Annotated in this window: 19 protein-coding genes and 1 pseudogene; 3 read left to right on the top strand and 17 right to left on the bottom strand. The window is 64.4% G+C overall.

The genetic code is table 11. From position 1 onward, the window contains the following. Positions 1 to 135: 135 nt before the first annotated feature. From AC1RM7_RS15630 to AC1RM7_RS15640, 3 genes are all read left to right on the top strand, one after another. On the top strand, positions 136 to 1,104 hold the full coding sequence (locus tag AC1RM7_RS15630) for a zinc-binding dehydrogenase (RefSeq protein ID WP_006019864.1): 969 nt from the start codon (positions 136 to 138) through the stop codon (positions 1,102 to 1,104). Positions 1,105 to 1,204: 100 nt separating this feature from the next. Next, on the top strand, positions 1,205 to 2,572 hold the full coding sequence (locus AC1RM7_RS15635; protein WP_024921016.1) for a cation diffusion facilitator family transporter: 1,368 nt from the start codon (positions 1,205 to 1,207) through the stop codon (positions 2,570 to 2,572). 202 nt (positions 2,573 to 2,774) lie between these two features. Further along, a complete protein-coding gene (locus AC1RM7_RS15640; protein WP_006019862.1) occupies positions 2,775 to 5,234 on the top strand; it encodes a PAS domain-containing sensor histidine kinase in 2,460 nt (819 codons plus the stop codon). On the opposite strand, the pseudogene AC1RM7_RS15645 reads toward AC1RM7_RS15640, so the two are convergent. From AC1RM7_RS15645 to AC1RM7_RS15725, 17 genes and pseudogenes are all read right to left on the bottom strand, one after another. Then, positions 5,155 to 8,052 (bottom strand): annotated as a pseudogene (locus tag AC1RM7_RS15645) (bifunctional [glutamine synthetase] adenylyltransferase/[glutamine synthetase]-adenylyl-L-tyrosine phosphorylase); the annotation flags it as partial. The gene AC1RM7_RS15640 and the pseudogene AC1RM7_RS15645 sit on opposite strands and share 80 nt — an antisense overlap. Next, complete coding sequence (locus AC1RM7_RS15650) at positions 8,049 to 9,467, bottom strand: sensor histidine kinase (protein ID WP_024921018.1); 1,419 nt, start codon at positions 9,465 to 9,467, stop codon at positions 8,049 to 8,051. The pseudogene AC1RM7_RS15645 and the gene AC1RM7_RS15650, both read right to left, overlap by 4 nt. Continuing rightward, positions 9,451 to 10,176, bottom strand: coding sequence for a response regulator transcription factor (locus AC1RM7_RS15655; protein ID WP_024921019.1), 726 nt, complete (start codon positions 10,174 to 10,176; stop codon positions 9,451 to 9,453). The genes AC1RM7_RS15650 and AC1RM7_RS15655 overlap by 17 nt, the downstream gene beginning before the upstream one ends. Positions 10,177 to 10,549: 373 nt before the next feature. Then, the gene (locus tag AC1RM7_RS15660) at positions 10,550 to 12,142 is read right to left on the bottom strand and encodes a Do family serine endopeptidase (protein WP_024921020.1); all 1,593 of its coding nucleotides are present in this window, start codon (positions 12,140 to 12,142) and stop codon (positions 10,550 to 10,552) included. A gap of 192 nt (positions 12,143 to 12,334) precedes the next feature. After that, positions 12,335 to 12,835: a cytochrome c-type biogenesis protein gene (locus tag AC1RM7_RS15665; protein WP_006019857.1), complete on the bottom strand. Its 501-nt coding sequence runs from the start codon at positions 12,833 to 12,835 to the stop codon at positions 12,335 to 12,337. Between the two features lie 5 nt (positions 12,836 to 12,840). Next, positions 12,841 to 14,832, bottom strand: coding sequence for a heme lyase CcmF/NrfE family subunit (locus tag AC1RM7_RS15670; RefSeq protein ID WP_024921021.1), 1,992 nt, complete (start codon positions 14,830 to 14,832; stop codon positions 12,841 to 12,843). After that, on the bottom strand, positions 14,829 to 15,311 hold the full coding sequence (gene ccmE / locus AC1RM7_RS15675) for a cytochrome c maturation protein CcmE (protein ID WP_024921022.1): 483 nt from the start codon (positions 15,309 to 15,311) through the stop codon (positions 14,829 to 14,831). The genes AC1RM7_RS15670 and ccmE overlap by 4 nt, the downstream gene beginning before the upstream one ends. A 204-nt stretch (positions 15,312 to 15,515) precedes the next feature. After that, positions 15,516 to 16,616 (bottom strand): c-type cytochrome biogenesis protein CcmI, encoded by a 1,101-nt coding sequence (gene ccmI / locus AC1RM7_RS15680; RefSeq protein ID WP_024921023.1) that lies wholly within the window; start codon positions 16,614 to 16,616, stop codon positions 15,516 to 15,518. A 196-nt stretch (positions 16,617 to 16,812) separates the two neighbouring features. Then, positions 16,813 to 18,231 (bottom strand): hypothetical protein, encoded by a 1,419-nt coding sequence (locus tag AC1RM7_RS15685; RefSeq protein WP_492839264.1) that lies wholly within the window; start codon positions 18,229 to 18,231, stop codon positions 16,813 to 16,815. Positions 18,232 to 18,347: 116 nt separating this feature from the next. Next, complete coding sequence (locus AC1RM7_RS15690) at positions 18,348 to 18,821, bottom strand: RT0821/Lpp0805 family surface protein (protein WP_024921025.1); 474 nt, start codon at positions 18,819 to 18,821, stop codon at positions 18,348 to 18,350. Positions 18,822 to 18,901: 80 nt separating this feature from the next. After that, a complete protein-coding gene (locus tag AC1RM7_RS15695; protein WP_024921026.1) occupies positions 18,902 to 20,293 on the bottom strand; it encodes a sensor histidine kinase in 1,392 nt (463 codons plus the stop codon). Between the two features lie 159 nt (positions 20,294 to 20,452). Next, entirely contained in the window at positions 20,453 to 21,148 is a 696-nt protein-coding gene (locus AC1RM7_RS15700) for a response regulator transcription factor (protein WP_006019848.1), read from the bottom strand. 102 nt (positions 21,149 to 21,250) lie between these two features. Next, positions 21,251 to 21,823: a 3TM-type holin gene (locus AC1RM7_RS15705; protein WP_024921027.1), complete on the bottom strand. Its 573-nt coding sequence runs from the start codon at positions 21,821 to 21,823 to the stop codon at positions 21,251 to 21,253. Further along, positions 21,810 to 22,604: a glycoside hydrolase family 108 protein gene (locus tag AC1RM7_RS15710; RefSeq protein ID WP_024921028.1), complete on the bottom strand. Its 795-nt coding sequence runs from the start codon at positions 22,602 to 22,604 to the stop codon at positions 21,810 to 21,812. Before AC1RM7_RS15710 ends, AC1RM7_RS15705 begins: the two co-directional genes overlap by 14 nt. Then, positions 22,604 to 24,841: a phage portal protein gene (locus AC1RM7_RS15715; RefSeq protein ID WP_492839260.1), complete on the bottom strand. Its 2,238-nt coding sequence runs from the start codon at positions 24,839 to 24,841 to the stop codon at positions 22,604 to 22,606. The genes AC1RM7_RS15710 and AC1RM7_RS15715 overlap by 1 nt, the downstream gene beginning before the upstream one ends. Before the next feature lie 171 nt (positions 24,842 to 25,012). Further along, the gene (locus AC1RM7_RS15720; protein ID WP_492839344.1) at positions 25,013 to 26,281 is read right to left on the bottom strand and encodes a DNA-packaging protein; all 1,269 of its coding nucleotides are present in this window, start codon (positions 26,279 to 26,281) and stop codon (positions 25,013 to 25,015) included. Then, the gene (locus tag AC1RM7_RS15725) at positions 26,268 to 26,996 is read right to left on the bottom strand and encodes a hypothetical protein (RefSeq protein ID WP_024921030.1); all 729 of its coding nucleotides are present in this window, start codon (positions 26,994 to 26,996) and stop codon (positions 26,268 to 26,270) included. The genes AC1RM7_RS15720 and AC1RM7_RS15725 overlap by 14 nt, the downstream gene beginning before the upstream one ends. Positions 26,997 to 26,999 lie beyond the last annotated feature (3 nt).

Below are 26,999 nucleotides of genomic sequence, written 5' to 3' on the forward strand. Positions count from 1 at the left end.
TTGGTGAGCACGGCGTTACCAAAATGCCCGCTCCTGGCCAGTGCTCACAGCCCCACCGGCTGCTTTGTGAGCCTGCATACTACTGCTATACCTGAATATCTCATCCCAGGCCTGCATGACCGAAAGAGCAATTCCATGAAAGCCTTTGTCTACGGTGCGAACGGCGCCGCGATCACCGATGTCCCGAAACCCGCACCGAAGGGCCCGCAGGTTCTGGTGAAGGTTCACGCCTGCGGTATGAACCGGGCCGATCTCGGCATGATCAAGGGCCATGTCCACGGCGCGGCCGGCGGCGTTGGCACCGTGCTCGGCATGGAATGGGCCGGCGAGATCGTCGAACTCGGCCCCGAGGCAAAAGGCGTGAAAGTCGGCGACCGCGTGATGGGCTCCGGTCCCGGCGGTTACGCCGAATATGCCGTCACCGACTATGGCCGCCTGTTTCATATCCCCGCATCGATGGACTTCGAGCAGGCCGCCTCGCTGACGCTGGCGCTGACCACGATGCACAACGCAGTCGTGACCAATGGCGCGCTTCAGCCGGGTCAAAACCTGCTTGTGCAGGGCGCGAGTTCGGGCGTCGGACTGATGGCGCAGCAGATCGCCAGGCTCAAGGGCGCGAAGCTTGTGATCGGATCGTCCACCGATCCGAAGCGCCGCGCGCAGCTCACCGATTGGGGTGCGGATATCGCGATCGACTCGAACGATCCGGCATGGGTGGAGCAGGTGTTGAAAGCCACCGGCGGCGCGGGTGTCGATGTCATCATCGATCAGGTGTCCGGCAAGCTTGCGAACCAGAATCTTGCAGCGACGAAAGTGCTCGGACGCATCATCAACGTGGGGCGGCTCGGCGGCACCCATGGCGACTTCGATTTCGATCTGCATGCCGCGCGCCGCATCCAGTATATCGGCGTGACCTTCCGCAGCCGCTCGATTGAGGAAATCCGCGATATCTTCGCGGCCGTAAAGCAGGACATCTGGCCTGCGGTGGAATCCGGCAAGCTCAAGCTGCCGATCGACCGCGTCTTCCCGTTCGGCGACATTGCGCAGGCTGTGGACTACATGTCTGCCAACAAGCATTTCGGCAAGATTGTCCTTAAACTTTAAAGCTCGCTGCCAACTGCGAATGATACGCATTTGGAGTCGCGAACTCTCGCGTTGACGTGCGCTGCAAAGGGCGTGACAAGACGCGCGCATTGAGGGTCCGATGAGCGCAGTCAAACAACGCGTAGCCGCCATATCGATCGCCGCCAGCGCCAGCATGGCCGCGATCAAATTCGTCGTGGGCGTGGCCATCGGCAGCCTCGCGCTGATTTCCGAGGCGCTGCATTCGTCCGTCGATCTGATCGCCACCGTGGTGACATGGATCGTGGTGCGGGTGTCCGACAAGCCAGCCGACGCCGAACATCATTACGGCCATGGCAAGCTCGAAAGCCTTTCGGCGCTGGGCGTGATCGCCCTGCTCTATATTCTGGCCGGCGGCATCGTGGTCGAGGCCTACAGCCGCCTGCGTGAAGGCGTAGCGCCGCCGACATTGACCGCCCTGCCGTTCGTGGTGCTGGTCGTGGACATCGTGGTGAACTTCTGGCGCGCACGGGCGCTCCACAAGACAGCCATGGAAACCAAGAGTCAGGCGCTGGAAGCCGACGCGCTGCACTTCGCTTCCGACGTGCTGGGCTCGTTCGCCGTTATCATCGGTCTCGGGCTGGCTGCCTTCGGTTATGCCTGGGGCGACGCCGGCGCGGCCATCGCCGTCGCGGTGCTGATTTCAATTCTGGGATTGCGGCTCGGCAAATCCACCATCGAGACCCTGCTGGACCGCGCGCCCGACGGCGCGTCCGAGAAGGCCGAGGAAGCGATCCGCGGCATTCCCGGCGTTGTCGATCTGGAGCGGCTGCGTGTGCGGATGGTCGGCGCCCGGCATTTTGTCGATGCGACCGTGCAGGTCCCCCGCACCTATCCCATCGATCGCATCGACAGCATCAAGCGCAAGGCGCAGGATGCGGTGACCACAGCGCTTCACGACGCCGACCTGACCTTTACCGCGGTGCCGGTCGCCCGCAGCAATGAAAGCGTGCGCGAGCGGATCATGGTGATCGCCCGCAACTCGGGCCTCGCAATCCATCATGTGACGGTCCACGACCTCGGCGGGAAACTGACCGTCAGCATCGACCTCGAAGTCGATGGCGACATGCCGCTGGACGAGGCTCATGACATCGCGCACCGGCTTGAACATGCCATCCGCGATGAATTCGGCGCTGACGTCGAGGTCGACACCCATATTGAGCCGCTCGAGCCGGAGCTTCCCCACGGCACCGATGCCGGCGCGGATCGCGTCGAAGCCATCCAGAAGGCGCTGTCTCAATACGCGGCCGAGAGCGGCGCGATCCACGACGTGCATAATGTGCGGGTGCGCGATACCGAGGCCGGCGAGATTGTGAACTTCCACTGCCGCGCGGTCCCCTCAATGAGCGTCATCAATGTTCATGAGAAGGTGGATGAGATCGAACGCGCCCTGCGCCGCGCGTTTCCATCCGTGAAGCGCGTCATCAGTCACGCCGAGCCCGCGCGCTGACGATCAGCGCCTCCGTTCTCGTTTCGGACTCAACTTTCATCATCGAAACAAGTCGGATTCTCCTTTGGACAAGATTTATTTCGCATTAACGATTCGTTGACTCTCGACAGCCCCCGAAAACTGGATTCAAATCACATTGATTCGGAGGGTTGGGGAAAACCTCCCGAACGGGGTGCAGACAAGAAAATTCGAGGGGCAAGGAATGGCGCGTTCGCACGCAGCGACCACGTGTGTCCAATCCGATTCTATCAAGGGATTGGCACAGTCGATCGCGAAGCCGGCATATCACCGGCTGCTGATCGCGGAGCCGACGCTGCGGCGCGCCGTTCCCACCCTGATCATCGCTTTTCTCATCACCATCTGCATCGGCGCCTTCGTCCAGGTCCTCGACCAGACCCGGCAAAAGCGCGCGTCGGTCAAACGCGACCTCTCAGCGCTGGCAGATGTGCTGGCGGAACGTCTCGACCGCATCGTCCTGACGCGTCAGGACCGTGCGGCGTCGGCCGAGCGGCTTCAGAGCCTGTTGCCCGGCTTGGTGCCTTCTTGGGGCACCGCCGCCGGCCGCCATATCATCGTGACCAGCCCCGACCAGAGCATCATCGCGCGGGTGTCCATCGATGTTCCAAACGACGACGCCAACCGCCTGATCGACGTCCTCAGCGCCACGCAGTTGCTGACCTTGCAGGGAACACAAACCAGCGTGGTCGAAGTCAATCTTCCCAACACCTCCCGCGCCCTCGCCGCCCAGCGCATCGTGAAATCGATGCCCGGTCAGGTCGTCGTGGTTCAGGAACAGGTCGAATCTCCCTGGCGCTCGGATGCCGCCCTGCAGATCACGCTGTCCGCCACCACCGGCTTTGTCGTGCTGATCCTCGGCTTCGCATTCCACTGGCAGTCCACCCGCGCCCGTGAAGGCGACTTGATCAACGACGCCGTGCGCGCCCGGATCGATACCGCGCTGAATCGTGGCCGCTGCGGATTGTGGGACTGGGACCTCTCACGCGGACGCATCTTCTGGTCGCAGTCGATGTTCGAACTGCTTGGCCTCGAAAGCCGCAGCGACCTGCTGACCTTCGGCGAAATCAATGCGCTGGTCAAAACCGACGACATCGACCTCTTCCACATTGCTGACCAGCTCGTTTCCGGCAAACTCGATCACATCGACCAGACGTTCCGCATGCGCCATGCCAACGGCCACTGGATCTGGCTGCGCGTGCGCTGCGAGCTCAGCCAGGGCCAGAATGACAACGGCTGCCACCTGATCGGCATCGCCGTCGACATCACCGAGCAGAAGAGCCTCGCCGAGAAGACCGTCGAAGCCGACCTGCGGCTGCGCGACGCCATCGAGACAATCCCGGAAGCCTTCGTGCTGTGGGACGCCGACAACCGCCTCGTGCTCTGCAATTCGCACTTCAAGCGCCTGCACAAGCTCCCCGACTCCGCGGTGAAGCAAGGCACCTCCTACGAGACCCTGATCGAAGTCGGCAGCATGCCGGAAATCCGCACCCGGCTGCCGAACTCCCTCGCCCCCGGCGCCCGCACCTTCGAGGCACAACTGGAAGACGGAAGCTGGCTCAACATCAGCGAACGCCGGACCAAGGACGGCGGCTACGTGTCGGTCGGCACCGACATTACCCAGATCAAGCTGCATGAGCAGAAACTGATCGACAACGATCTCCGCCTCACCGCCAACGTGATCGACCTCAAGCGCTCGCAGGCCGAGCTTGAGCGGCAGGCCCAGTTGCTCGCCGAACTCGCGCAGAAATATGCCGAGGAAAAGACCCGGGCCGAGGAAGCCAACCAGACCAAGTCGAAATTCCTCGCCAACATGAGCCACGAACTGCGCACCCCCCTTAACGCCATCATCGGTTTCTCGGAAGTGATGGGCAGCGGCATGTTCGGCGCGCTCGGCTCCGAGAAGTATCAAGAGTACTGCAACGACATCATGACCAGCGGAAACTACCTGCTGGACGTCATCAACGATATTCTCGACATGTCGAAGATCGAAGCCGGACGCATGAAGCTCGATTACGAGCCGCTCGACCTGGCGCAGACCCTGACCGAGTCCCTGCGCGTCGTCTCCGGCCGGGCAGAAAACAAGAACCTGACAGTGAATGCCGATATTCGCGGCGCGATCCCGATCGTCGCCGACCGCCGCGCCATGAAGCAGATCGCGGTCAACCTTCTGTCCAATGCGGTGAAGTTCACCCCCGACAATGGCAAGATCACCGTGCGCAGCCGGATGCGCAACGGCTCGATCGTGCTCACCATCGCCGATAGCGGCATCGGCATCGCGCGCCAGTCGCTGGCGAAACTCGGCCGGCCGTTCGAGCAGGTCGAAAGCCAGCTCACCAAGAGCTATCACGGCTCGGGGCTGGGACTGGCCATCGCCAAGTCGCTGACAAACCTGCACGGCGGCTCGATGAAGCTGCGCTCGAAGCTGGGCGTGGGAACCATAGTCTGCGTGACGCTGCCGTGCGGACACGGCGAACACCCCGCACCAAGCATTATTGCCGAGGCGATCCCTCAAGCAGCTTCAGGAAAACCTCGCGCACCTCGTTCTGCGTCTCGCGCACCCGCGCCTCAAGCGCCGAAAAGTCCGGCGCGTCTCCAGCCCGCGTCAGCACCCGCAGAAGATCCTCCCCAGCTGTCTCTGGTTTGAATTTCCCGATCACGCAGAGACGGATGATTTGTGTGAGATCGTGATAGAGCCGCGATGCCGCCCGCAGGGTATCGGCATCGGATTGCGGTAGCACCCCAAGCCGCGCAGCATTGTCCAGCACCTGCACCGTGCTGACATTGAGAATCTCCGGCTTCTCCGCCGCGTGAATGAGCTGAAGATACTGGGCGATGAACTCGATATCGACCATGCCGCCGGCGGCGTTCTTCAGGTCCCAGATGTCGCTCTCGCCTCTTTCCTCGGCGATGGCGCGGCGCATTTCGAGAACGTCGTTGGCAATGATGCCGGTCTCGCGCTTGCGGGTCAGCACATCGCGGATGACGGCTTCGATCTTGGCCTGGAACGCCGGCGACGCCGAGATGACGCGGGCGCGCGTCAGCGCCATGTGCTCCCAGGTCCAGGCCTCGTGCTCCTGATACTCGGCGAAGGAATCGATGCGCGAGGCCAGCGGACCGGCGCGGCCGGACGGCCGCAGCCGCATATCGACCTCATACAACACGCCGTAGTTGGTGCGCGTGGTGAACGCGCTGATCAGGCGCTGGGTCAGCCGCGCGAAATACTGCGATCCCTCCAGCGGACGGTTGCCGTCGGACTCCGGCGCTTCATGGTCAAAATCGTAAATCAGGATCAGGTCGAGATCGGACGACGCCGTCATCTCGCGGCTGCCGAGCTTGCCCATCGCGACGATGGCGGTTTCCTGACCTTTGATCCGGCCGTGCTGCTCCGCGAACTGGTCCATGACGAGGCCATGCACCGTATGCGCGATACCCTCGGCCACGTCGGCGAAGGCAACGCTGGCGTGCTGCGCCGAGACCGTGCCGGACAGGATGCGCGTGCCGATCAGGAACAGGCTTTCCTGCCCGAATAACCGCAACCGATCCAGAAACTCCTCATATGAATTCGCATCAGCCAACGTCGACTCGAGCCGTGCTGACAATTCATTCTGGTCGGGCATCGCGCCGAAGAAGCGCGGATCGATCAGGCCATCCATGATCTGCGGCTGCCGCGCCAGCATGTCGCTCAGGCGCGGCGCTGCACCAAGCACCAGCGCGACCAGCGCCACCAAGTCCTTGTTCTGGCTCAGCAGTGAGATCAACCGCCCACCCCGCTGCAGCGCCTGCAGGAAGCGGTCGAACGCCGTCACCGCATCGTCCGGCTCCTCGGCCCGCGACAGGCCGCGGATCAGGTCGGGCACGAATTCGTTGAAGGCCAGCCGCGTCGCCTCGACCTTGAACACGCGATACTCGCCGCTCATCCAGCGCTGAACGGTTTCCGCGACCATCTTGGGCTTCTTGAAACCGAGCGTCAGCAGATGCTCGAGCAACCGGTTGTCGTCGGGGCCCTTGCTGTAATCGATGTCCGGCAATTTCTCGGTGCCGGTCGGATCGCCCTCGAACAGGCGGCTGTAATGGTTCTGCACGCAGTTCAGATGCGCCAGCAGATCCTTCGCGAAAGCGGCACGATCGTCGTAGCCGAAGAACCGCGCGAACCGTTCGACGGCCTCGGCTTCGGCCGGCAACGTGTGGGTCTGCTCATCCGCGATCATCTGCAGGCGATGCTCGACCCGCCGCAGGAAGTCATAGGCCGAGGTCAGCTCGTCGCGAGCCTCGTTCGTAATCCAGTTGCTCGCAGCGAGAATGTTCAGCGCTTCCAGCGTCGGGCGCACCCGCAGTTCGGGATGCCGCCCGCCCGCGATCAGTTGCTGGGTCTGCGCGAAGAACTCGATCTCGCGAATGCCGCCGCGGCCGACCTTGACGTTGTGGCCCTCGACCGAAATCTCGTTCTGGCCACGGAACGTCTGCATCTGCCGCTTCATGTCATGGACGTCGGCGAGTGCCGCGAAGTCCAGATGCTTGCGCCAGACGAACGGAGCGATCTCTGCCAGCAAAGCGTTGCCGGCCTTCTGGTCGCCGGCGCAAGGCAGCGCCTTGATCATCGCGGCACGCTCCCAGGTGCGGCCCTCGCGCTCGTAGTAATGCAGCGCCGCCGCCGTCGAGATCGCCACCGGCGTAGACGCCGGATCGGGCCGCAGCCGCAGATCGACGCGGAACACGTAACCGTCGGCGGTGCGCTGCTGCAGCAGGCGCGAAAGCCCCTGCGCAACCTTGACGAAGAATGGCGACGGCTCGATGCCCTCGGCCAGTGTCGGCGCTTCCAGCTCGTAGAACACGATCAGGTCGATGTCGCTGGAGTAATTCAGTTCGCCCGCCCCCATCTTGCCCATGGCGAGCACGACGAGGCCGCTGCCGATTTCGGGATGTTCCGCATCGGGAGGCAACAAACGTCCGCGTGCCGCTTCCTGCTTGAGCAGAAAACGGATGGCGCACTGAACGGAGGTCACCGCAACGTCGGTGAGAGCCCGCGTCACCCGCATCACCGGCCAGACGCCGCCGATGTCGCACAGCGCGATCATCAATGCGGCTTCGGATTTGATCCGGCGAAGCACAATCATCACATCGGCTTCGGTCGCAGCGGCGGCGACATCGGCCACCGCCTTCTCGATCAGCGCCGCGAGATGATCGTCGGGATTGCATTGAAGGAGTCGCAAGACGCGGCCCGCATCGGCGCGCATCAGGTCGAACAGATAGGGCGAGGCTTCCGCGATACCTTCAAGGATCGCTTTGGCATGCGGGAAGGAACCTGACACCTTCCTGAGCGCGGTCGCGACGTCAGGCGGCACGTCGCCCAGCCAGTCGGCCAGCCGCCGCTCGGCGTCCTGCGATGCAAACAGTTTCGGTCCCGCCACGAAGCGGGCCGCCAGGGTGGGCCGGTCGGCGCGGCCCATCTCAGGTGAACTCATACAGTCTTCTGTTCCACGCCCCGGCTCGGGATCACAAGCGTCACGCGCAGCCCCGGCTGGCTGTCGGCGAGTCGCAGGTCGCCACCATGCAACGTTGCGACAGCCGATGCCAGACTCAAACCGAGCCCCGACCCGGGCTGGGTGCGGCTGGCCTCGAGGCGGACAAACCGCTCGACCGCGCGCTGGCGGTCGGCCTCCGGAATGCCGGGTCCGTGGTCCGTGACACTGAGAAGAACATTGTCCCCGTCCCGCCGCGCCTCGATCAGGATATCGGGCGATTTGGTCCCGCCGTCTCGACGCGGAGCCACCGGCTGACCGTACTTGATGGCGTTCTCGACCAGATTGGCCAGCGCCTGGCTGACGAGTTCGCGGTTGCCGTGGATCATGGCGGCGTCGGCGGCGACTTCGAGGGTCAGGCCCTTGTCTTCCGCCAGCGGCTCATACAGTTCGTGGATGCCGTGGGCGACTTCAGCCGCGTCGAAATCGGTCATGTTGTCGCGCGCCTGACCGGACTCCGCGCGTGCGATCATCAGCAGTGCATTGAAGGTTCGGATCAGGCCATCGGATTCATCGATGGTGCGTTCCAGCGCCGCGCGGTACTCGCCTTCATTGCTGGATTTCGCCAGCGCTTCTTCGGCGCGATTGCGCAGCCGCGTCAGCGGCGTCTTGAGATCGTGGGCGATGTTATCGGACACTTCTTTCAGTCCGGCCATCAGCGCCTCGATGCGTTCCAGCATCGCATTGAGATTTTCCGCGAGCCGGTCGATCTCGTCGCCGCTTCGGCCCACCGGCAATCGCTCGCTAAGATCGCCCGCCATGATCCGCTGCGTGGTCCCGGTCATGGCGTCGATCCGGCGCAGCACGCGGCGGGCGACGAATACGCCGCCGCCGAGGCCGAGAACGACCACGATCAGCACCGACCATTGCGCTGCCTTGGCCACGATGCCGAACAGCCGACGCCGCTCTTCCAGATCGCGTCCCACCAGAATCCGGAAGCCGCCGGATAGTTGGGACACTCTCACCAGCGCGAAGTGGCTCTTGGTGTCGGTTTCTTCCAGCCGTTTGTAAAACGTCTCGGCCCAGCCAGGATGATCCATCACCCCCGGCTCAAGCGAGGCGACATTGCCGGCGACGCCCTGCCCCTGCGGGGTTGTCACCAGATAAAGATTGGCGCCCGGACGCAGCGCGCGGCCCTCGACGGCAGCGACCAGCCCGCGCAGACCGCCCTTGGTATATTGCTCGGTGAGTTCGCTCAGTTCGGAGTTGACGGTGTCGGTGATCTGCTCGGTGATCATGCGCCGCGTGTTCCAGGCGAAGTAGCCCAGCAGCGATGCCGCGAACAGCGCGAACAGGAACAGATAGACCAGCGTCAGCCGGAACGCTGTCGTCCGGATCAGTTTACCGAATGCCGTCACGGATCATGTATCCGGCACCACGGATGGTGTGCAGCAGCGGCTTGTCGTGCCCCTTGTCGATCTTGGAGCGCAGCCGCGAAATATGCACGTCGATCACATTGGTCTGCGGATCGAAGTGATAGTCCCACACGTTTTCCAGCAGCATGGTGCGGGTGACGACCTGCCCGGCATGCTTCATCAAATATTCCAGCAGCCGGAATTCACGTGGCTGCAACGTGATCTCGGTGGCGCCGCGCTTGACCTGATGCGACAGCCGATCGAGTTCGAGATCGCCGACGCGATAGGTCGTCTCCTCGGCCGGGCCTCCATGACGGCGGGACAGCACTTCGACGCGCGCCAGCAGTTCCGCGAATGAATAAGGCTTCGGCAGATAGTCGTCGCCGCCGGCACGAAGTCCCTTGATGCGGTCATCGACCTGGCCGAGCGCCGAGAGGATCAGCGCGGGCGTATGATTGCCCTTGCTGCGCAGCGTGCCGATGATCGACAGTCCGTCACGCTTGGGCAGCATGCGGTCGATCACGAGCACGTCGTAATCGCCGGACTCCGCCAGCGCAAGGCCCTCCTCGCCGTCGCCCGCATGGTCGGCGATATGGCCGACCTCGCGAAATGCCTTCACGAGATAGTCCGCCGACTCGCGGTCGTCTTCAACGATGAGCAGTCGCATCTGTGATTCGGTCTGGGTCTGAGCAGCGGAGCTTTGTATCACCATGGCGCGATGATCGTCCTCTTGCAAGGCAGCGAGCGACGTGCCCGCGGCCGCCAGCCCCGACAAGAGAAAGAGAACGGGCGGCGAAGCTGGGGGACTTCGCCGCCCGCATTGCACGACCGACTGGAGTGCGATCGCGCCGCTTTCGACGGAGGGGGGCGTTTTCCATCGAAAGCATCCCTGCATGATGCTGAAAATCGCATCATGCCTTGATTTCAAGGGACGGGCTTTTGGCCCGCCCCCGGGAAGGAGCCGTCGGCGGGGGCTACTTTGCCGGCGACAACTCCCCATTCCTCACCCGCCTGCGCGGATGCTTAACTATCGAAGTGGGCATGATCTGATCCGAAAACCGGTGCCCACTTTTCGGGATCATGCCTTAGCCCTTGGCGACCGGCATCGCGACGAAGCGCGACGAGTCTCCGGACTTCACGCGAACCAGAACGCTGTTCTTGTTCTCGCTGCGCGCGGTGTTGATCGCCTCGCGGACTTCAGCCGGGTTCGAAACCAGCTTGCCGGCGACTTCGAGAATGACGTCGCCTTCCTTGAAGCCGCGCTCAGCCGACGGGCTGTTCGGATCGACGTCGGTCACGACCACGCCTTCCTTGCCCGCACCGGCAACGCTGTTCGCCGGAGCCAGCGTCAGACCGAGGTTCGGCACGGTGACGGTGCCGCGGCCCGACTTGCCACTGTCCTTCTGATCGGTATCGGCACTTGCAGCCTTGGCGTTCGGCAATTCGCCGAGCGTCATGCTGAGGATCTTGTCCTGGCCCTTGTGAACCACGACCAGCTTGACCGTCTGACCCGGCGCCATGCTGCCGATGGTGCGGGCGAGTTCGCGCGCATCCTTCACCGGCTGGTCGTTCACCCGCGTGATCACGTCACCGGATTCGACGCCCGCCTTCGCGGCCGGACCATTGGCCTGCGGCTCCGCAACCAGCGCGCCTTCGGTCTTCTTCAGACCGAGGCTTTCGGCGATCTCAGGCGTCACCTGCTGGATCTGCACACCGATCCAGCCGCGGCTGACCGTGCCCTTGTCCTTGAGCTGCTGCACGACACTCTTCACGGTCGACGCCGGGATCGCGAAGGCAATGCCGACGCTGCCGCCCGACGGCGAATAAATCGCAGTGTTCACGCCGACAACATCGCCTTCGGTGTTGAAGGTCGGACCACCCGAGTTGCCCTTGTTCACGGGCGCGTCGATCTGGATGAAATCGTCATACGGACCGTTGCCGATGTCACGGCCGCGGGCTGAAACGATGCCAGCGGTCACGGTGCCGCCGAGGCCGAACGGATTGCCGACCGCAAGCACCCAGTCGCCGATGCGCGGCTGACCGTCGGACAATTTAGCGAACGGCATGTTGCTGACGCCATCGACCTTGATCAGCGCGAGATCGGTGCGCGGATCGGTGCCGATCACCTTCGCGGTGTGAACCTTGCCGTCGTCCGCGGTGACTTCGACCTTGTCGGCGCCATCGACCACATGATTGTTGGTCACGGCGAAACCGTCAGCCGAGATGAAGAAGCCCGAGCCCTGCCCGGTCATCTGACCACCGCCACGTCCACCGCGGCCGCCACGGCCACCGGGGAATCCATCCGGACCGCCGAAGCGGCGGAAGAAGCGCTCCATCGGCGAGTTCGGCGGGAACGGGTTATCTTCCGGGCTCGCGTTTTCACCCGTGGTCACCTTCTCCGCGATCTTGACGCGCACCGAGACCACCGAGGGCTTCACGCGCTCAACGATATCGGCAAAGCCGATCGGCTGCTGAACCTGACGGACGTCCTTGTTGACCTGCGCATGCGCGGTCGTGGTCAGCAGGTCGAAGTCATTCGACGGGCTGAGACCATAAGCGGCGACGCCGAGGCCCGCGACGACAGAAGCCATCAGCGCGAACTTGCGCGCGGAGAAAATGGAACGGCGGGGAGCGACGTAGGATGGAAGTTTGGAAAGATCGGTAGGGCGGTCAGTCATGAACAATCTCCAGAGGGGCGCGAAAACAGGGTGCGAATCTCGCGGTGCATGTGTGCACCTGTGCTCTGGAAGATGGGGCGCGCGGCCTTACCGCGCTCTGACGGGGGAATTAATGTTTTGTAATAAAAACAGGGCCGCAGCGGCCCTTCATGCCTGCCGGATCGAGATCGGAACCGGCGCGCGAAAAGCCCGCTAAACGGACGTTTTCGGCGGTTCCTCGCCCGCGATGAGCTTCTCCAGCCGCGCCTCTTCCTCGGGGGTGAGTTGGAATGACGCACCCTCCTCGGCCGCAGCAGCGCGGTTGCGGCGACGGTTGCCGTACCAGAGCGCAAGCCCGCCCCCGGCCAGCACCAGCGGGGGAATCAGCCATAGCAACAGCGTCCGGCTTTCGACGCGCGGCTTGAGCAGCACGAATTCGCCGTAACGGGCGACCAGAAAGTCCATCACCTGCTGATCGGTGTTGCCGGCAGCGATCCGCTCGCGCACCAGCAGACGCAGATCGCGCGCCAGCGGCGCATCGGAATCGTCGATCGACTGATTTTGGCAGACCATGCAGCGCAGTTCGCGCGACAGGTTGCGCGCCCTCGCCTCCTGCGCCGGATCGGCCATGATCTCGTCAGGCTGCACGGCGAAGAGGACAGACGGCGCCAGTGTCAGCATGATCGCCAGCAACGCCGGAAGGATGCGTTTCATCGCGGCTACTCCGCAGCCTGCAACGCGCCGGAAGTCTTGTTGGTCTTTGCCGGCTTCGGCGCACCAACGCGGAGCCGCCGGTCGGTCAGCGACAGCAAACCGCCGAACGCCATCAGCACCGGCCCGAACCAGATCAGCAGCACCAGCGGCTTGTGATAGATGCGAACCGCCACCGATCCGTCAGCGTGGCTGTCGCCGAGCGAAATATAGACCTGGCTCGCGCCGCGCGTCAGCAGCGCAGCTTCCGTGGTCGACATGCCGCGCGTCGCGAAATTGCGCTTTGACGGCGACAGGATGCCGACCGTCTTGCCGTCCTGCATGACCGTGAAGTGCGAAATCGCCTCGCGGTAATTCGGCCCCTGCTGCTGGGTCACATCATCGAGCCGCACCTGATAACCGCCGACAGTGACGACATCCTTCGGCTGCATCGAGGCGATGCTCTCGCTGTTCCATGTCGTCTCGCAGACGATTCCGATCAGTGCGATCCCGAGCCCGGCGTGCGCAAAGGCCGAGCCCCAGGTCGAGCGCGGCAATCCTCGTGCGCGGCTCAATGAGATCGCGAACGGCGCGCGGAACAGTTGCGTGCGCTCGACAATGTCAGTGAGCGAGCCGAGCACCACGAACGCCGCGACACCGATCATCAATGGAGCAAACGCACCGCCGCCCTTGGTCCAGGCCCACAGCACCGCCATGGTGACCAGCGCGACAATGCCCGCCGCGGTCAGGCGCTGCGCCGCGCCGACGATGTCGCCGCGCTTCCACGCCAGCAGCGGCCCGAACGGCACCGCGAGCAAGAGCGGCAGGAACAGCGGCGCAAATGTCAGATTGAAGAACGGCGCACCGACCGAGATCTTGTCGCCGGTGAGCACCTCAAGCGCCAGGGGATACAGCGTGCCGACGAACACCGTCGCGCAGGCTGTTGTGAGCAGCAGGTTGTTCAGCACCAGCGCGCCTTCGCGCGAAATCGGCGCGAACAAGCCGCCCTGCTTCAATGCCGTCGCACGCCACGCATAGAGACTAAGGCTGCCGCCGATGAACAGGCACAGGATCATCAGAATGAACACGCCGCGCGCGGGATCGCTGGCGAAGGTATGCACCGAAGTCAGCACACCGGAGCGCACCAGGAAGGTGCCGAGCAGCGACAGCGAGAATGTCAGGATCGCCAGAAGGATGGTCCAGACCTTCAGCGCGTCGCGTTTCTCCATCACCACCGCCGAATGCAGCAGCGCGGTGCCCGCCAGCCACGGCATCAGCGAAGCATTCTCCACCGGGTCCCAGAACCACCAGCCACCCCAGCCGAGTTCGTAATAGGCCCAGTACGACCCCATCGCGATGCCCAGCGTCAGGAATATCCATGCCATCAGCGTCCATGGCCGCACCCACCGCGCCCATGCGGCATCGATGCGGCCTTCGATCAGCGCTGCGACGGCGAATGAAAACGAAATCGAGAAGCCGACATAGCCGAGGTAGAGCATCGGCGGATGGATCGCGAGGCCGATGTCCTGCAGGATCGGATTGAGGTCGCGGCCTTCGATCGGCGGATTGGCGATCCGCGCGAACGGGTTCGAGGTGGCGAGAATGAACAGATAGAACGCCGCGCCGATCCATGCCTGCGCCGCCAGCACGAGCGCGCGCAGCGTGCGCGGCAGATTGTTGCCGAAAGCGGCCACCAGCGCACCGAACAGCGCCAGGATCAGCACCCAGAGCAGCATCGAGCCTTCATGGTTCCCCCATACGCCGGTGATCTTGTAGATCATCGGCTTCAGCGAATGGGAATTCTCATAGACGTTCGCAACCGAGAAGTCCGACGTAACATGCAGCCAGGTCAGCGCCGCGAACGACAGCGCGGCGAACGCGAACTGTGTCAGCGCGGTGGAGCGCGCGACATTCATCAGCGCCGGATCGCGCAGGCGCGCGCCAATCACCGGCACCACCGACTGGATCAGCGCCAGAACCAGCGCCAGTACCAGCGCGTAATGTCCCGCCTCGGCGATCACTTCGCGGTCCCCTGCACGTTCTGGGCATTCGCCGGCTTCTTCTCGTAGTCGTCCTTCCAGTGGCCGGTCTTTTTCAGTTCGTCCGCGACGGCCTTGGGCATGTAGGTTTCGTCATGCTTGGCGAGGACCGTATCTGCCTTGAACACGCCCTGCGCGTCGAGCGCGCCTTCGGAAATGATACCCTGCCCCTCGCGGAAGAGATCTGGAAGAATCCCCTGATAAGTCACCGGCAGGGTTGCATTTCCGTCGGTGACCTCAAACTTCACTTTAAGCTGCTCGCCGCGCACCAGCGATCCCTCGCGCACCATGCCGCCGAGGCGAAAGCGCTGGCCCGGCTGGATGTGCTTTTCGGCGGCCATGGTCGGCGTCGAGAAGAACAGGATGGAGTCGCGCAGTGCATTGAGGACGAGCGCCGCCGCAATCGCCAGCACCGCCAGCGAACACCCGATCAATGTCAATCGCCGCTGTTTGCGCGTCATCGTATCATTTCCGTTTGCACCTGAATGCCTGCCATCACTCCGGTCTGCTCCCTCTCCCCATTGGGGAGAGGGTTGGGGTGAGGGGATCTAAATCTATCGAGAGATTCTACGCCCTCACCCGACATGCTGCGCATGTCGACCTCTCCCCACGGGAGAGGTGAAGGAAAGCAGCAGCCGCATTTCGGTGTCGAGACTGTCACTAGCCTATCCATCCAGTCCAAGGCTCTTGAGACCATCGTTCAACTGCTGCAACCGGCCGGCGTCGTTCCCGACGGCGCCCCGCGCATCGATCAGCGCAGCCTGCGCCTTGTCACGTTCGCCGAGGACCATATAGGCGCGCACCAGTCGCAACCAGCCTTCGACATCGTTGCCGTTGTCCTTCAGCCGCGTGGCGAGACGATCCACCATGCCGCGGATCATCGTGTTGCGGTCGCCTTCGGTCATGTCCTTGGCAGCCGCGATCGTGTCGTCGGACAGCTTGGGCGCAACCACTCCAACGCGCACCAGCGCGCCCTGCACCAGCGGACGCCACGGCGCATCGGCCGGCGCCGACGCCAGCATGCCGCGCCAGATATTGATGGCATCGTCCTTGCGGCCGTCCTGCTCGGCCGCGAGGCCGGTGAAATAGCGCGCCTTCACCTCATTCGGATCGAGCGCGATGGCACGGTCGAACTCGGCCTTGGATTCGGCGGTCACGACCCCGCCGCTCGCTGCGGCAATCGCTTCGCCGAGATCGGCGCGGCGCGATGCGCTCTCGCCGTTGTAGGTGATGGAATTGCGCCAGGCGCGCACCGCGTCGTCGTAGCGGCCGATCCGCGCCAGCACCGGCGCCAGCACGTCCCAGCCCCGCCCGTCGGTCGGGTTTTTCTCGAGATGGGTTTCGACCTGCGCCACCAGCTTGTCCATCGACGCGGTCGCAACTGCGGTACGGCTGCGTTCCGCGAGCGGAAAGTCGCCGAGCGACGGCGAGCCGAACTGCGCATACAGCCCCACCGCGACCAGCGGCAGGCCAATGAGCGCGATCACGGCAACAGCGCGGCGAAACGAAACGCTCGACAACGATGGAGTACCCGCATGGGCCTCCGATGCCGCGAGCAGACGGCGGCTGATCTCGACGCGCGCCGCTTCCGCCTCTTTTTCTCCGATCATGCCGGCGGCGGCGTCGCGCCGAACCTCGGCGAGCTGATCCTTGTAGACCACCGCTTCGCTGCCTTCGTGCGCCGAGGTGTTGCCGCGCCCGAGCGGCCACAGCACGGCAAATACCGCTGCGGCAGTCATCAGCGCGAACACAAACCAGAGTGTCATTTCAAAGGGTTCCCGGCAAAGTAGAACCGTTACAAGCGGCTGTTCCGTGCCGGGTTACACCATGGCTGGCGGATGGGCGCAATTGACATTTCCGTCACGGATTCAATGGGATTCGAAGCCGTCTTGCGGCCTTTTGAGAATCGCAGCTTCAGATGGAGGCCATAGCGCGCGGGCGCGTGTTCACCCTTGCGCCAGATCAACCGGCGCGCGGCTGCCTGGCGGATTTCGCGGGCTCGGCCGCCTTGCGTTCGACCGGCCGCGCCATCTCGGCCGCCTTGCTCATCAGCGAGGCGTAATCCGGGCCGAACATCACCTCGCAGAACCGGATGGCGGCCTTCACCTGCATCAGGCGGAACGTGCGGACCCGCTGATCGGTGGTGCGAAGCGATTCCACCAGCGTCTCGGTGGCCTTCTCGACATAGTGCTGCAATTCGGTATGGGCGCGCAGCGACACTTCGTTGATGGCAAGCTCGCTGGCGTAGTTGCGGCACATCGCGACGAAATCGATCAGCGCTGCCGTCTCCTCGATGTCCACTGGATCGATCCGGTTCGCGGTGGTGACGTCCTTGTCCGGCCCCTGCCGCAGCAACCGGCGCACGCGGCCGGGCACGCTGTCGATTTCCGATTGCAGCGAATTGGAGATTTCGGAGCGGATCGCGGCGAGCTGCTTGCCCCATGCGGAGTCCGAGCGAATGTCGAGTTCGGTGCGCAGGCCGCGGACGCCGTCGTGCAGCGTCTTGAGATGGTTGGAGGTGTCCTGGAACTGGCCGCGCTTGATGTCGTTGCGCAGTTCGGCGGCGACGCGCGACAGATCGTGGATCGCCATTGTCACGGTGACGCCGAACGGCGTACCGGCCACGCGGATCTCATCGTCGGATGCGGCGACCGCGATGCCGAGGCGGACGATCTGCCAGGGTGATGCGAGCCGCTGCATCACCAGCGAGATCGCGAACGGCAGCACCTGCGGGGTTTGCAGCGACGGAATATTCAGCGCGGCCATCGTCGAGGTGATATGGGAATCCGCGAAGACCCGGATATGTCCGGTCAGCTTGTTGTTGAGTTTTTCCAGTGAATCGCTGGCTGCGAGAACTGCGCCGATCGGCGCGATGTCATCCACCACGCTCGGCGCGCCGAGACGTCCGAGCGTGCGCTGGCGTTCGCCGCTGGACAGCGCGCCGGTCACATTGGCAATGGCTTCGGACGCGGCAACCTGCATGGTGCGGACGGCCGCATTGATGTCGGGAGCAGCAGACGCCTGCGCCAGCGCGGCCTCATAGGCGTGAACGGCATCGGGAGCGCCTTCGCGCCCGAGCCATATCCAGATCGGAGCTAGCGACGAGCGCCTGATCTGGCCGGGCCTGACATGGGGAATGCTCTCGACCAGAAACGGCTCGAGCGGACGAAACACCCGCCGCATCGGATCGTCGGTCCGGGGCGTCATATCCTCGGTGGGGGCGCGCACGATCATGCGCAGTTGCTCGAGCACGAAGCCCGCAACGGCGACGTCCTCGCCGCGCTCGATCGCCCGCTCGAACTCGCGCATCAGCAGCGCCTGCGCCTTCGGCGGAAGCTGCCCGAGATAGTCTCTCAATCGTTCGATCGACGATTGGCTCATGCGCCCAAACGCTCACCTTCGGTGACACCCGGCAGGTGTCCACCGGGTGTCATAGCCGGGGCGTCGTTAATTTGGCGTTGAGGAACAGGGATTTGGGGGCCAATTGCGGCGGTACCCTAGCCCACCGCCGTCCAGGTGCCGTCCGGGTTGCGGCAGGCCGTTCCGCGCTCGGCGGTCGGCTGGCCGTTGATATAGACGGTGTGGGTAAAGGCGCGGCAGCGGGTCCCGCGCCTGGTATAGGCCGGACCCGGCACGATGTTGCCGTAGCGGCCGGTGTCCGGATTGCGCCAGTCCACGGGCGCGCCCGGCGCACCCCGGTCGAGGGCGTTCATTTCAGCCTCATAGGCGTACTGCCGATCCTGCTCGTCCATCGACGCGCCGACCCGGTTGCCGATCAGACCACCGATGGCCGCACCGGCCATCGCCGCGCCGACCCGCTCGCCCGTCCCGCCGCCGATGGCCGAGCCGATCAGCGCACCGCTCAGCGCGCCGATCACGGTCCCGGAATTTTCCTTCGGTCCGCTGTCGGCGGCACAGCCGCCGAGGGTCAGTGCGGCCGCGAGCACAATGGCGGCTGTCCGATGATGCATAGTGTCGTCCCCAAATTCACTGCGGACATGGATCGTCCGGCGGCGCTTTGGAACGGACGAATGGGGCGAGAGAGCGGCGGTTAAATCCCCGGCAGCACCAGTTCCGACCGCAGGCCGCCGATCGGGGCCGCGCCGAGCGTGAGGCTGCCACCGTAGAGTGCGGCGAGATCGGTCACGATGGACAGGCCGAGGCCGGAGCCCGGCTTGGTCTCGTCGAGCCGCTGGCCGCGGCGCGCCACTTGCGTCCGCTCGGCCGGTGACAATCCCGGGCCGTCGTCATCGACGATGATACGCAGGGTCGGATCGAGCGCCCCGCCGGGCGTCAGCTCCAGAAGCACCTCGATGAAGACCTTCTGTGTCGCCCACTTGCAGGCATTGTCGACGAGGTTGCCGACCATCTCCTCGAGATCCTGCCGTTCGCCGCGGAATTTCGCTCCCGCGTTGACCTCGGCATCGATCAGAATGTCCCGGTCGCGGTGGATTTTCTCCATCGTGCGCGCCAGCGCCTCGATCACCGGCGCAACATCGGTCACCGTGCCGATGGTGGTGACGCGGGCGGCGATGCGCGCGCGCTCCAGATGATGCGCGACCTGATCGCGCATGATCTCGGCCTGCTCCAGAACCTTGATCGCCAGCGGATCGTCCCGGTTGGCGCCCGCCTCATTGACGATCACCGACAGCGGCGTCTTGATCGCATGGGCAAGATTGCCGACATGGGTGCGCGAGCGTTCGACGATGGCGCGGTTGGCGTCGAGCAGCGCGTTGGTTTCGCGCGCGAGCGGCGCGATCTCCTCGGGAAACTCGCCCTCCAGCCGGTCGGCCTGACCCGAGCGAATGGCCGCCAGCGAATTGGAAATGCGCTTGAGCGGCGCGAGGCCGTAACGCACCTGAAAGATCGTGGTCAGCAGCAGCCCGACCGTCAGCGCCGCGAACGTCACCGTCAGATAGGTGTTGAACGCCCAGGTTTCATCCTCGATCTCGGTGGCGTCGCCCGCCACCGTCGCGAGGAATTTTCCCTCGGTGCCGAGATCGACCGGCCGCTCCACCATGCGCAGATGCTGGTTTTCCGGTCCGATGACATAGCCGACCCGCACGCCGGACTGATCCAGATCGATACCTTTGTCTTCGAGCCTGGGCAGCGACGCATCCCACAGCGAACGCGACGCGCGCACCTCCGGCTTGTCGCCATCGGTCCGCGCCATGCGCCAGTACCAGCCCGACAGCGGCAGTTCGAACAGCGGCTCGCCCAGCGACTGCACGGACCGTTCGGACTTGTCGCTGGAATCGTCAGGCTGCGCGGCTTCGGCGATCAGGGTGCGGAGATAGAAATTGAGCCGGCGGTCGAAGGCGCGCTCGGTCGAGCGCTTGTAGACCGTCGACAGCACGATCCCGGTGATGACAAGGATCAGCACCACCCACGCCGTCGCCGACAGGAACAGACGTGTTGCGAGGGATTTCGCGTGACGATTCAAAAAAACTCATCCCAAGTATGGCGCATGCCCAGTGGCGTGTTCAACCGCGTCATTGCGTGGAGCACTTGCGACGAAGCAATCCAGTTCTTTGCACTGCCCCGGATTGCTTCGCTTGCAATGACGGTGGGCGATTCCGCTCCACCTGAAGCCTATCACACTTTACCGCGCGTCGGTTGCGGAAGCCTTTGTATCCGCCACCGGCGGCGTCAGCAGATAGCCGAGGCCCCGCACGGTCTGGATGATGTCGACGTCGAGCTTCTTGCGGATGCGTCCGACGAACACTTCGATCGTATTGGAGTCGCGATCGAAGTCCTGATCGTACAGATGCTCGACAAGTTCGGTGCGCGACACCACACGGCCGGAATGATGCATCAGATACGCCAGCAGCCGGTACTCGTGCGACGTCATCTTGATGGGGTTGCCGTTGACACTGACGCGGTTGGTGCGGGTGTCGAGCATCACCGGCCCGCAGGTCAGTTCGGACTGGGCATGGCCCGCGCTCCGGCGCAGCAGCGCGCGAATTCGGGCGAGAACTTCTTCGAGGTGAAACGGCTTGGCGACATAGTCGTCGGCGCCGGCATCGAAGCCCTGCACCTTGTCGCTCCAGCGGTCGCGTGCGGTCAGGATCAGCACCGGCATGGTGCGCTTGTTGCGCCGCCAGGCCTCCAGCACCGAGATGCCGTCCATTTTGGGGAGCCCGATGTCGAGCACGACGGCGTCGTAGGGCTCGCTGTCGCCGAGGAAGTGCCCCTCCTCGCCATCGAATGCGCGGTCTACGACATAGCCTGCGTCCGACAAGGCTGTCGTGAGCTGGCGGTTGAGATCGGGATCGTCTTCAACAACGAGAAGGCGCAACGTCGTCTCCAGGTGGCAAGCTTGCGATAACCTAACATGAACGCCGCGGCGGTGAATGCACCATGAACGGAAGCCGTGCCGGAGGTTACTTTTTCTCCATACTCACTTCTTCTTCACGACCGCCTTGACCAGTTTGTCGAGCACGCCGGGGGTCTCCTGGCCGGTCGCGAGGCTGAGTTTCTCGCGGGTCCGGCCGCTGACATAGACGCCTAACACGCCGAATCGGAACCCCCAATAGCTCACCAAGAGGCCGGTCGCGCCGATCAGGGCGTTGATCGCCGTCATGTCGCCGGTCCAGAACTCGTGGACCAGAACGGCCCACAAGGCTGCGCATTCCAGGGTTAATTCCAGAGCGTAAAACGGACGCCACAGCCTTTGAACGACATCCTCGCTGCCAAGTTCCGCGCGGATCGTCGCCTGTGTCTCGGCAACCGAGCCGCGCACCGCCTCCGCCTCGGCGCGGACGGCCTCAGTCCACGCATTCTCGGCCAGCGCGATCCTGTCTGGGCCGCAGGACGGCAACGCCTTGCCGACCGCCTCCGGCGTAGGCTCCGATGCGCCGACCACCTCGGCCAGGATGCGCCCCGCCGCGCCGCCGAGCGGTCCGCCAAGCGCGGTTCCCAGTATCGGCGCACCGAGCCCGATCACCTGTTTGGCGAGACTAGCCCAATCCATTGGACGTCCTTTCTGTGAATGCTGTGACCGCCGCTTCCTGAGCGGCGCGATGACGCCAGCGCCAGATCAGAAACACGGCGACTGAAGCTGCAAACGCTGCTGCGACAACCAGTGCGGCGACTTCAAAGCGCGACGTGGCGGCAGCCGCGGCCGCACCCGCCGCAATCACCGCGCCGGCCGACGCGGGCCCGGCCGGATTTTTCACAGGCACAACGGCCTTGCCCGCAGAGGTTTCGGCAGACGTTGCCGCAACCGGAGTTCGACCTTGCGCCATCGCCAGCGCCGCAACGCGCACGCCATTGACGCGCGCCGTCCAGCCGCGTCCGAACACCGGAAAGATTTTCAGCCCTTGCAGAAACGCGAGCCGCTCCGCGCAGATCGCTGCAACGAGATCGCCAGCGTTACGCCTGAAAGTTGCCGCGATGACGTCGTTCGTGACCGCGCTGGTCGAGTCCGGCATCTCGAGGACGCGGCGCAGGACCTTGCCGGCACGGCCGATGCCGGAGTTCACGCCGTAGTCGAACACCGCATAGTCGACGCCGGCGGGAAGCTCGTCGCAGCGCATCGCATTCCAGTAACGCTCGCGATAGATTTTCCGCGCGGCGCTTTGCGGCATCGTCCGCACATCGTCCGCCGTGGCGTTGCCTTTCCAGTAACGCCGCGCGTCGGCGAGCGTGATGCCGAAATTGGTCGGCCCGCCCGGATCGGAGGGATGATCGGTGTAACCGCCTTCGTCCTTCAGCAGCCGCGTCAGCGCCGCGTTGTAAGATTCCGCGGCCATCAGTTGTACTGCCCGCCGGTCGCTGTCGTTCCCGCGGTCGAACCGGGCAATGTCGCGCCTGATGACAGGATCACGCCATTCAGCGTCACCGAGTAACGCGATCCCGTTGCGGAGCCTGAATACGTGTTTGAGACCACGACGATCTGGGCGACGATGGTTGCGTTGGCAAAAGCCGTGAAGGCCGGCGTGCCGGTCAGCGTGACCGTGCGGCCGATCACGGCGATCGAACCGCCCGCAGTTTCGCTCCACCAGTGATAGAGCGAACCGCCGGAAATGGTGTAGTCCGCCGACACCGCGATCTGCCCGGCGTAACTGCTATGCATGTGCGCAGTCGCGCAGGTGCCGAACTCCATCTTGCCGGTGACGTTGATACGCCCGGCCTTCGTCGCGTTCAGGCCGCTGCCCGCCGTCGCGGTCACCAGCTTGAAGCCGCCGATCCCCAGTTCGGCGCCATTCGAGACGCTGACGGCATCCCCGGTGACGCTGATGACGACATTGCCCGGCGTGGTGGTATCGCCTTGAAGCACCGGCACGCCGCCGACGAACGGGCTCGTTACGCTCACACCGGCCGTGTAAGTGCCGTTGCCGACCTGGATCGTGACTGCCTTCCCGTTCAGATCGAGACCTGCAACGGCACTGATCGCTTTCTGAATCGTCAGAAAAGCGCCGCCCGAGGCGTTCGACAATCCGTCGTTGCTGTCGCTTCCGTCGGTTCTCACATAGTACGTGCGGCTGGCAGCCAGCGTCTCGCGGCCGCCAGAACGCGACATCGCACGCCAGCGTGCGGCGGTGCCGTCGTAACGCAGCAGCGCAGCCTGCTTTCCGGCAATCGTCAGATCGGTGCCAAGTGCGAAGCGGTTGGCGGCCGTCGATGACGCGCTCTCGTTGAGCAGCGAAATGATCTGGCTGCCGGTGTTGATGAGAGCAATCACGCGGCCCTCTGCCCCGCCCGCCAGTCCCGACACACTCCGCAGCGTGTCGGACGACAGGTTGAGAACCGACACCGCGCCGAGACCGGACGGATTGTAGTCGTTCTGGTTCGCCGTGATCTGCGACGGCGAGATCACGCCCGTCAGCAACAGACCGCGCGGAAGCGCGGCGTTGCCAGAACTCTGGTCGATCGCGAGCGCCTCGACGAATGTCGAGCCATCGCTGGAGACTTTCAGCTTGAAGTCATCGGAGCCGATCAGGCCGAATTCGGCGCGGCCGGAAAACGCATCGGAAAACACGACCGACGCAGTCTTCGCACTGGCTTCCTTGGAAATCTGCACGCGCATGTGACCGGTGCCGCCGCCAGCGACGGAAACCGCGTTGAACAGCGCCGCATTCGATTTCACGGTCAGCAGATTGGGAGCGCTCGCCGTATCGTTGACGCCGAGTTGTGAGACGCTGCCTGGCATCGCGCCAGCGCCGCCCGCGACATCGGTCCATGCCGTTCCGTCATAGACCAGCAGCGCGCCATCGGCGTCGCACCACGCACACCAGCCGGACTTCGGGACCAGAAAGCGCCATGTGCCGTCTTCATAGACGGCAACCGCGTCAGCGTGTCCGGCCCATGCGCCGGTCGCGCCGCTCGCGATGATATGACGATCGCCTTCCGCCGGCGTGGTGGGCGGCGCGGTGCGGTCGGCATCGAGAACGCCGATCTGCACCACGGCGTCGACCGCGACCGCTGCGGCCTCAATGGGCGCGAGGCCGTAATGATCGTCGAGCGGATGAAAGAAGGTCAGATGCAGGATCGGCGGCACGCTGGATGCGAGCTGATCGAACCGCACGCTGCGCCCCGCGACGCTGTACTCGTAGGCTTCCGCCCAGCCGTCGTGCCCGGGCACCACCTTCATGCGGTCAGGCCGCAGCGCGTAAAGCTCGCGCACCTCCTCGCCGAGCGCAACGGCCTCGACATAGGCATTTCCCGCAAGCAGCATGTGCGCATAGAGCGCCTCGAAGAAACTCGCGCCGTCCTGCCGCGCATTGGGCCGTGTCAGAAGCTGCAGCAGCGGATGCCCCTCGCGCTCCTGCGCGCCTTCGTAAAGAAGGAGACCGCACGACGCGGCGTTCTCGGCAATCAGCCGAACCGCGCGGTGCACGATGGCATTGGCGAGATAACCCTCGCGCGCCAGCGCCGCATAATCGCGCGGCGTCCATCGTGCCCGCCCGCCGGACTCGAATGCGAGCACCTGCGCGGTGCGCGAGGCTTTCGCTTCGGGGGGACGGAAGAGATTTTTGAAGTTGAGCATGGTTGAATTCCAGCTTGTGTGCCACCGACGCGGTGCGGCACGAAGTGACGCTCCGCTAAGCCGGGGCCGTTACGAGAACAGAGCCCCTTGCGGTCCCGGTTCTGCGAAGCAGCGCCAGGCGCTGCATCGCGCCCGGGACACGGCATCGCCTGATTCCATCAATTCTTCTCCTCACAACCCCCGCACCCGCGGCTGTGCCCGCGTGGTGAACGTCAGCGACGCAATCGCCCACACCAGCGCATCGAGCCGGTCCGGTGAGCGGCCCGACGTCAGTCCGCCCGGACCGAAGTCGCACATCTCGTCTTCCAGCGCCGGAAAGCTTCCCGCATGCCTGACGCGGCCCTGCTCGTAGAGTGTCGCGACGGGCTCGGCGCGCAGATATTTCCCGCGATGTGCGCGCACGGACACCACCGGCACGCTGGCATCGACCTCATTGATCACCGAGCGCACCATCTCGCCGCCCTGATTGGTCTCCGCCACCAGCGAATCCGCCTCAAGCCGCCGCCACAGTGCGATGGCCTTCGCCGCCCACACCGCAGGCGTCGCCTGCGACACCGTTTCGTCGGCGATCACATAGATCGCGCCCTCGCCCGTGATGCCCGCCGCGACAATGCCGCAGGCGTCGGCCCGCTTGCCTGATGACGCAGGCGGATCGACCGCGACCACGATGCGCGAAAGCGGCGGGAAGTCCGTCACACGGCAATTCTCGATCAGCGCCCGCGACCACAGCGCGTCGGGGCGATCCTCGATGATCTCGCCGTCCAGTTCCTGCCGCCCGAGCCGCGTATCCTTGTAGCGCGCGAGCACGCCCTTCAGGAATGTCGGCGCAAGATGATAGGCATTGGCCTGTGTGCCTGCGCGCGTGACGACACTGGTCGGCTCCAGCATCAGCCGCTTGATCAGCGCGGTCGGCCGCGGCGTGGTCGTAATCAGCTGCCGCGGCTGATGGCCGAGACGCAGACCGAATTGCAGCATGTCGAAGGTCGCCTGCGCGTAGCGCCACTTCGCCATCTCGTCGGACCAGGCGCAGCCGAATTGCGGCCCGCGAAGACTTTCGGGATCTTCCGCGGAGAAGGCATAAGCCACCGCGCCGTTGCTCCATTCCAGCCGCCGCCGCGACGAGATCCACACCGGCCGTTCGTCGCGGCGATGAACGGCGAGCAGGCCGGAAATTCCCTCTACAATCACCTCGCGAACATCGTGTTCGGTTTCGCCGACCAGCGCGATGTTGGTCACCGGCGCATCGGCCAGAGGCGCGAGCCCGAGCGCCTGCGCCCTCACCCATTCCGCGCCGGCGCGTGTCTTGCCGGCGCCGCGCCCGCCGATCAGCAGCCATGTCAGCCAGGGCTGGCCATTCGGTGCCAGGAGTGGCGGCACCTGATGGTCATGCGCGAACACATCCCACCGGCCGAACAGCAGCTCGAGTTCAGCCCGGCTCATCCCCTCGATCAGAAACCGGCGCTGCGCTTTCGACCAGCCCTTCCAGGCGTCGCGAAAGCTCGCGGCGGAATTCGTCGAGGTCTCGGGGCACGGCGTCGTCATCGGCGGCCTTCGCGTTGTCGTCAGTCCCACGCTCCTGCTCACGCAGCCGCATCACTTCTTTCAGTGTGCGCGCGAGTGAGGCCAGCACGCGGGCGCGGCTTTCGGTCTCGATGCGCTGCGCCGGATACAGCCGCGACGGATTACCCACGATGCGCTCGATCTTCGACAGTTCGCGCTCGATCGCGTCGCTGACCCGCGCAACCATCGACGTCGCCGGCGTATCGCCCGGCGGCGGATCGGCCGCGATGTCGGTGGCCGTCTGCTTTCTGGGCTTGAGACGCGTCGTCCGCCGCGCGCTGCGCGCCGCGATCGCCTCGTTCGCGGAATGATCGTGCGGATCGGCGACAAGATTGCCGGGATGTTCGTGAGTGACCCTCGCACGTGGACGCTTTTCCTTTTCAGGCTTCGCCGCGAGGGGCTTCCTTGCAGTCTTCGGAGCAATCTTTCCGGCGCTGGTCTTTTTGACAGGCGCCTTCTTGACCGCAGTTTTCCTGACGGTTTTCTTGGCAGTTTTCTTGGCAGTTTTCCTGGCCGTCGTCTTCACGACCGTCTTGCGTGCAGCCTTCTTCGCCCCCGGCCTCCTGACCGGAGCTGAAACAGGCTTTTTCGGCATTGT

The organism is Afipia sp. GW822-FHT03D08, from assembly GCF_058801645.1.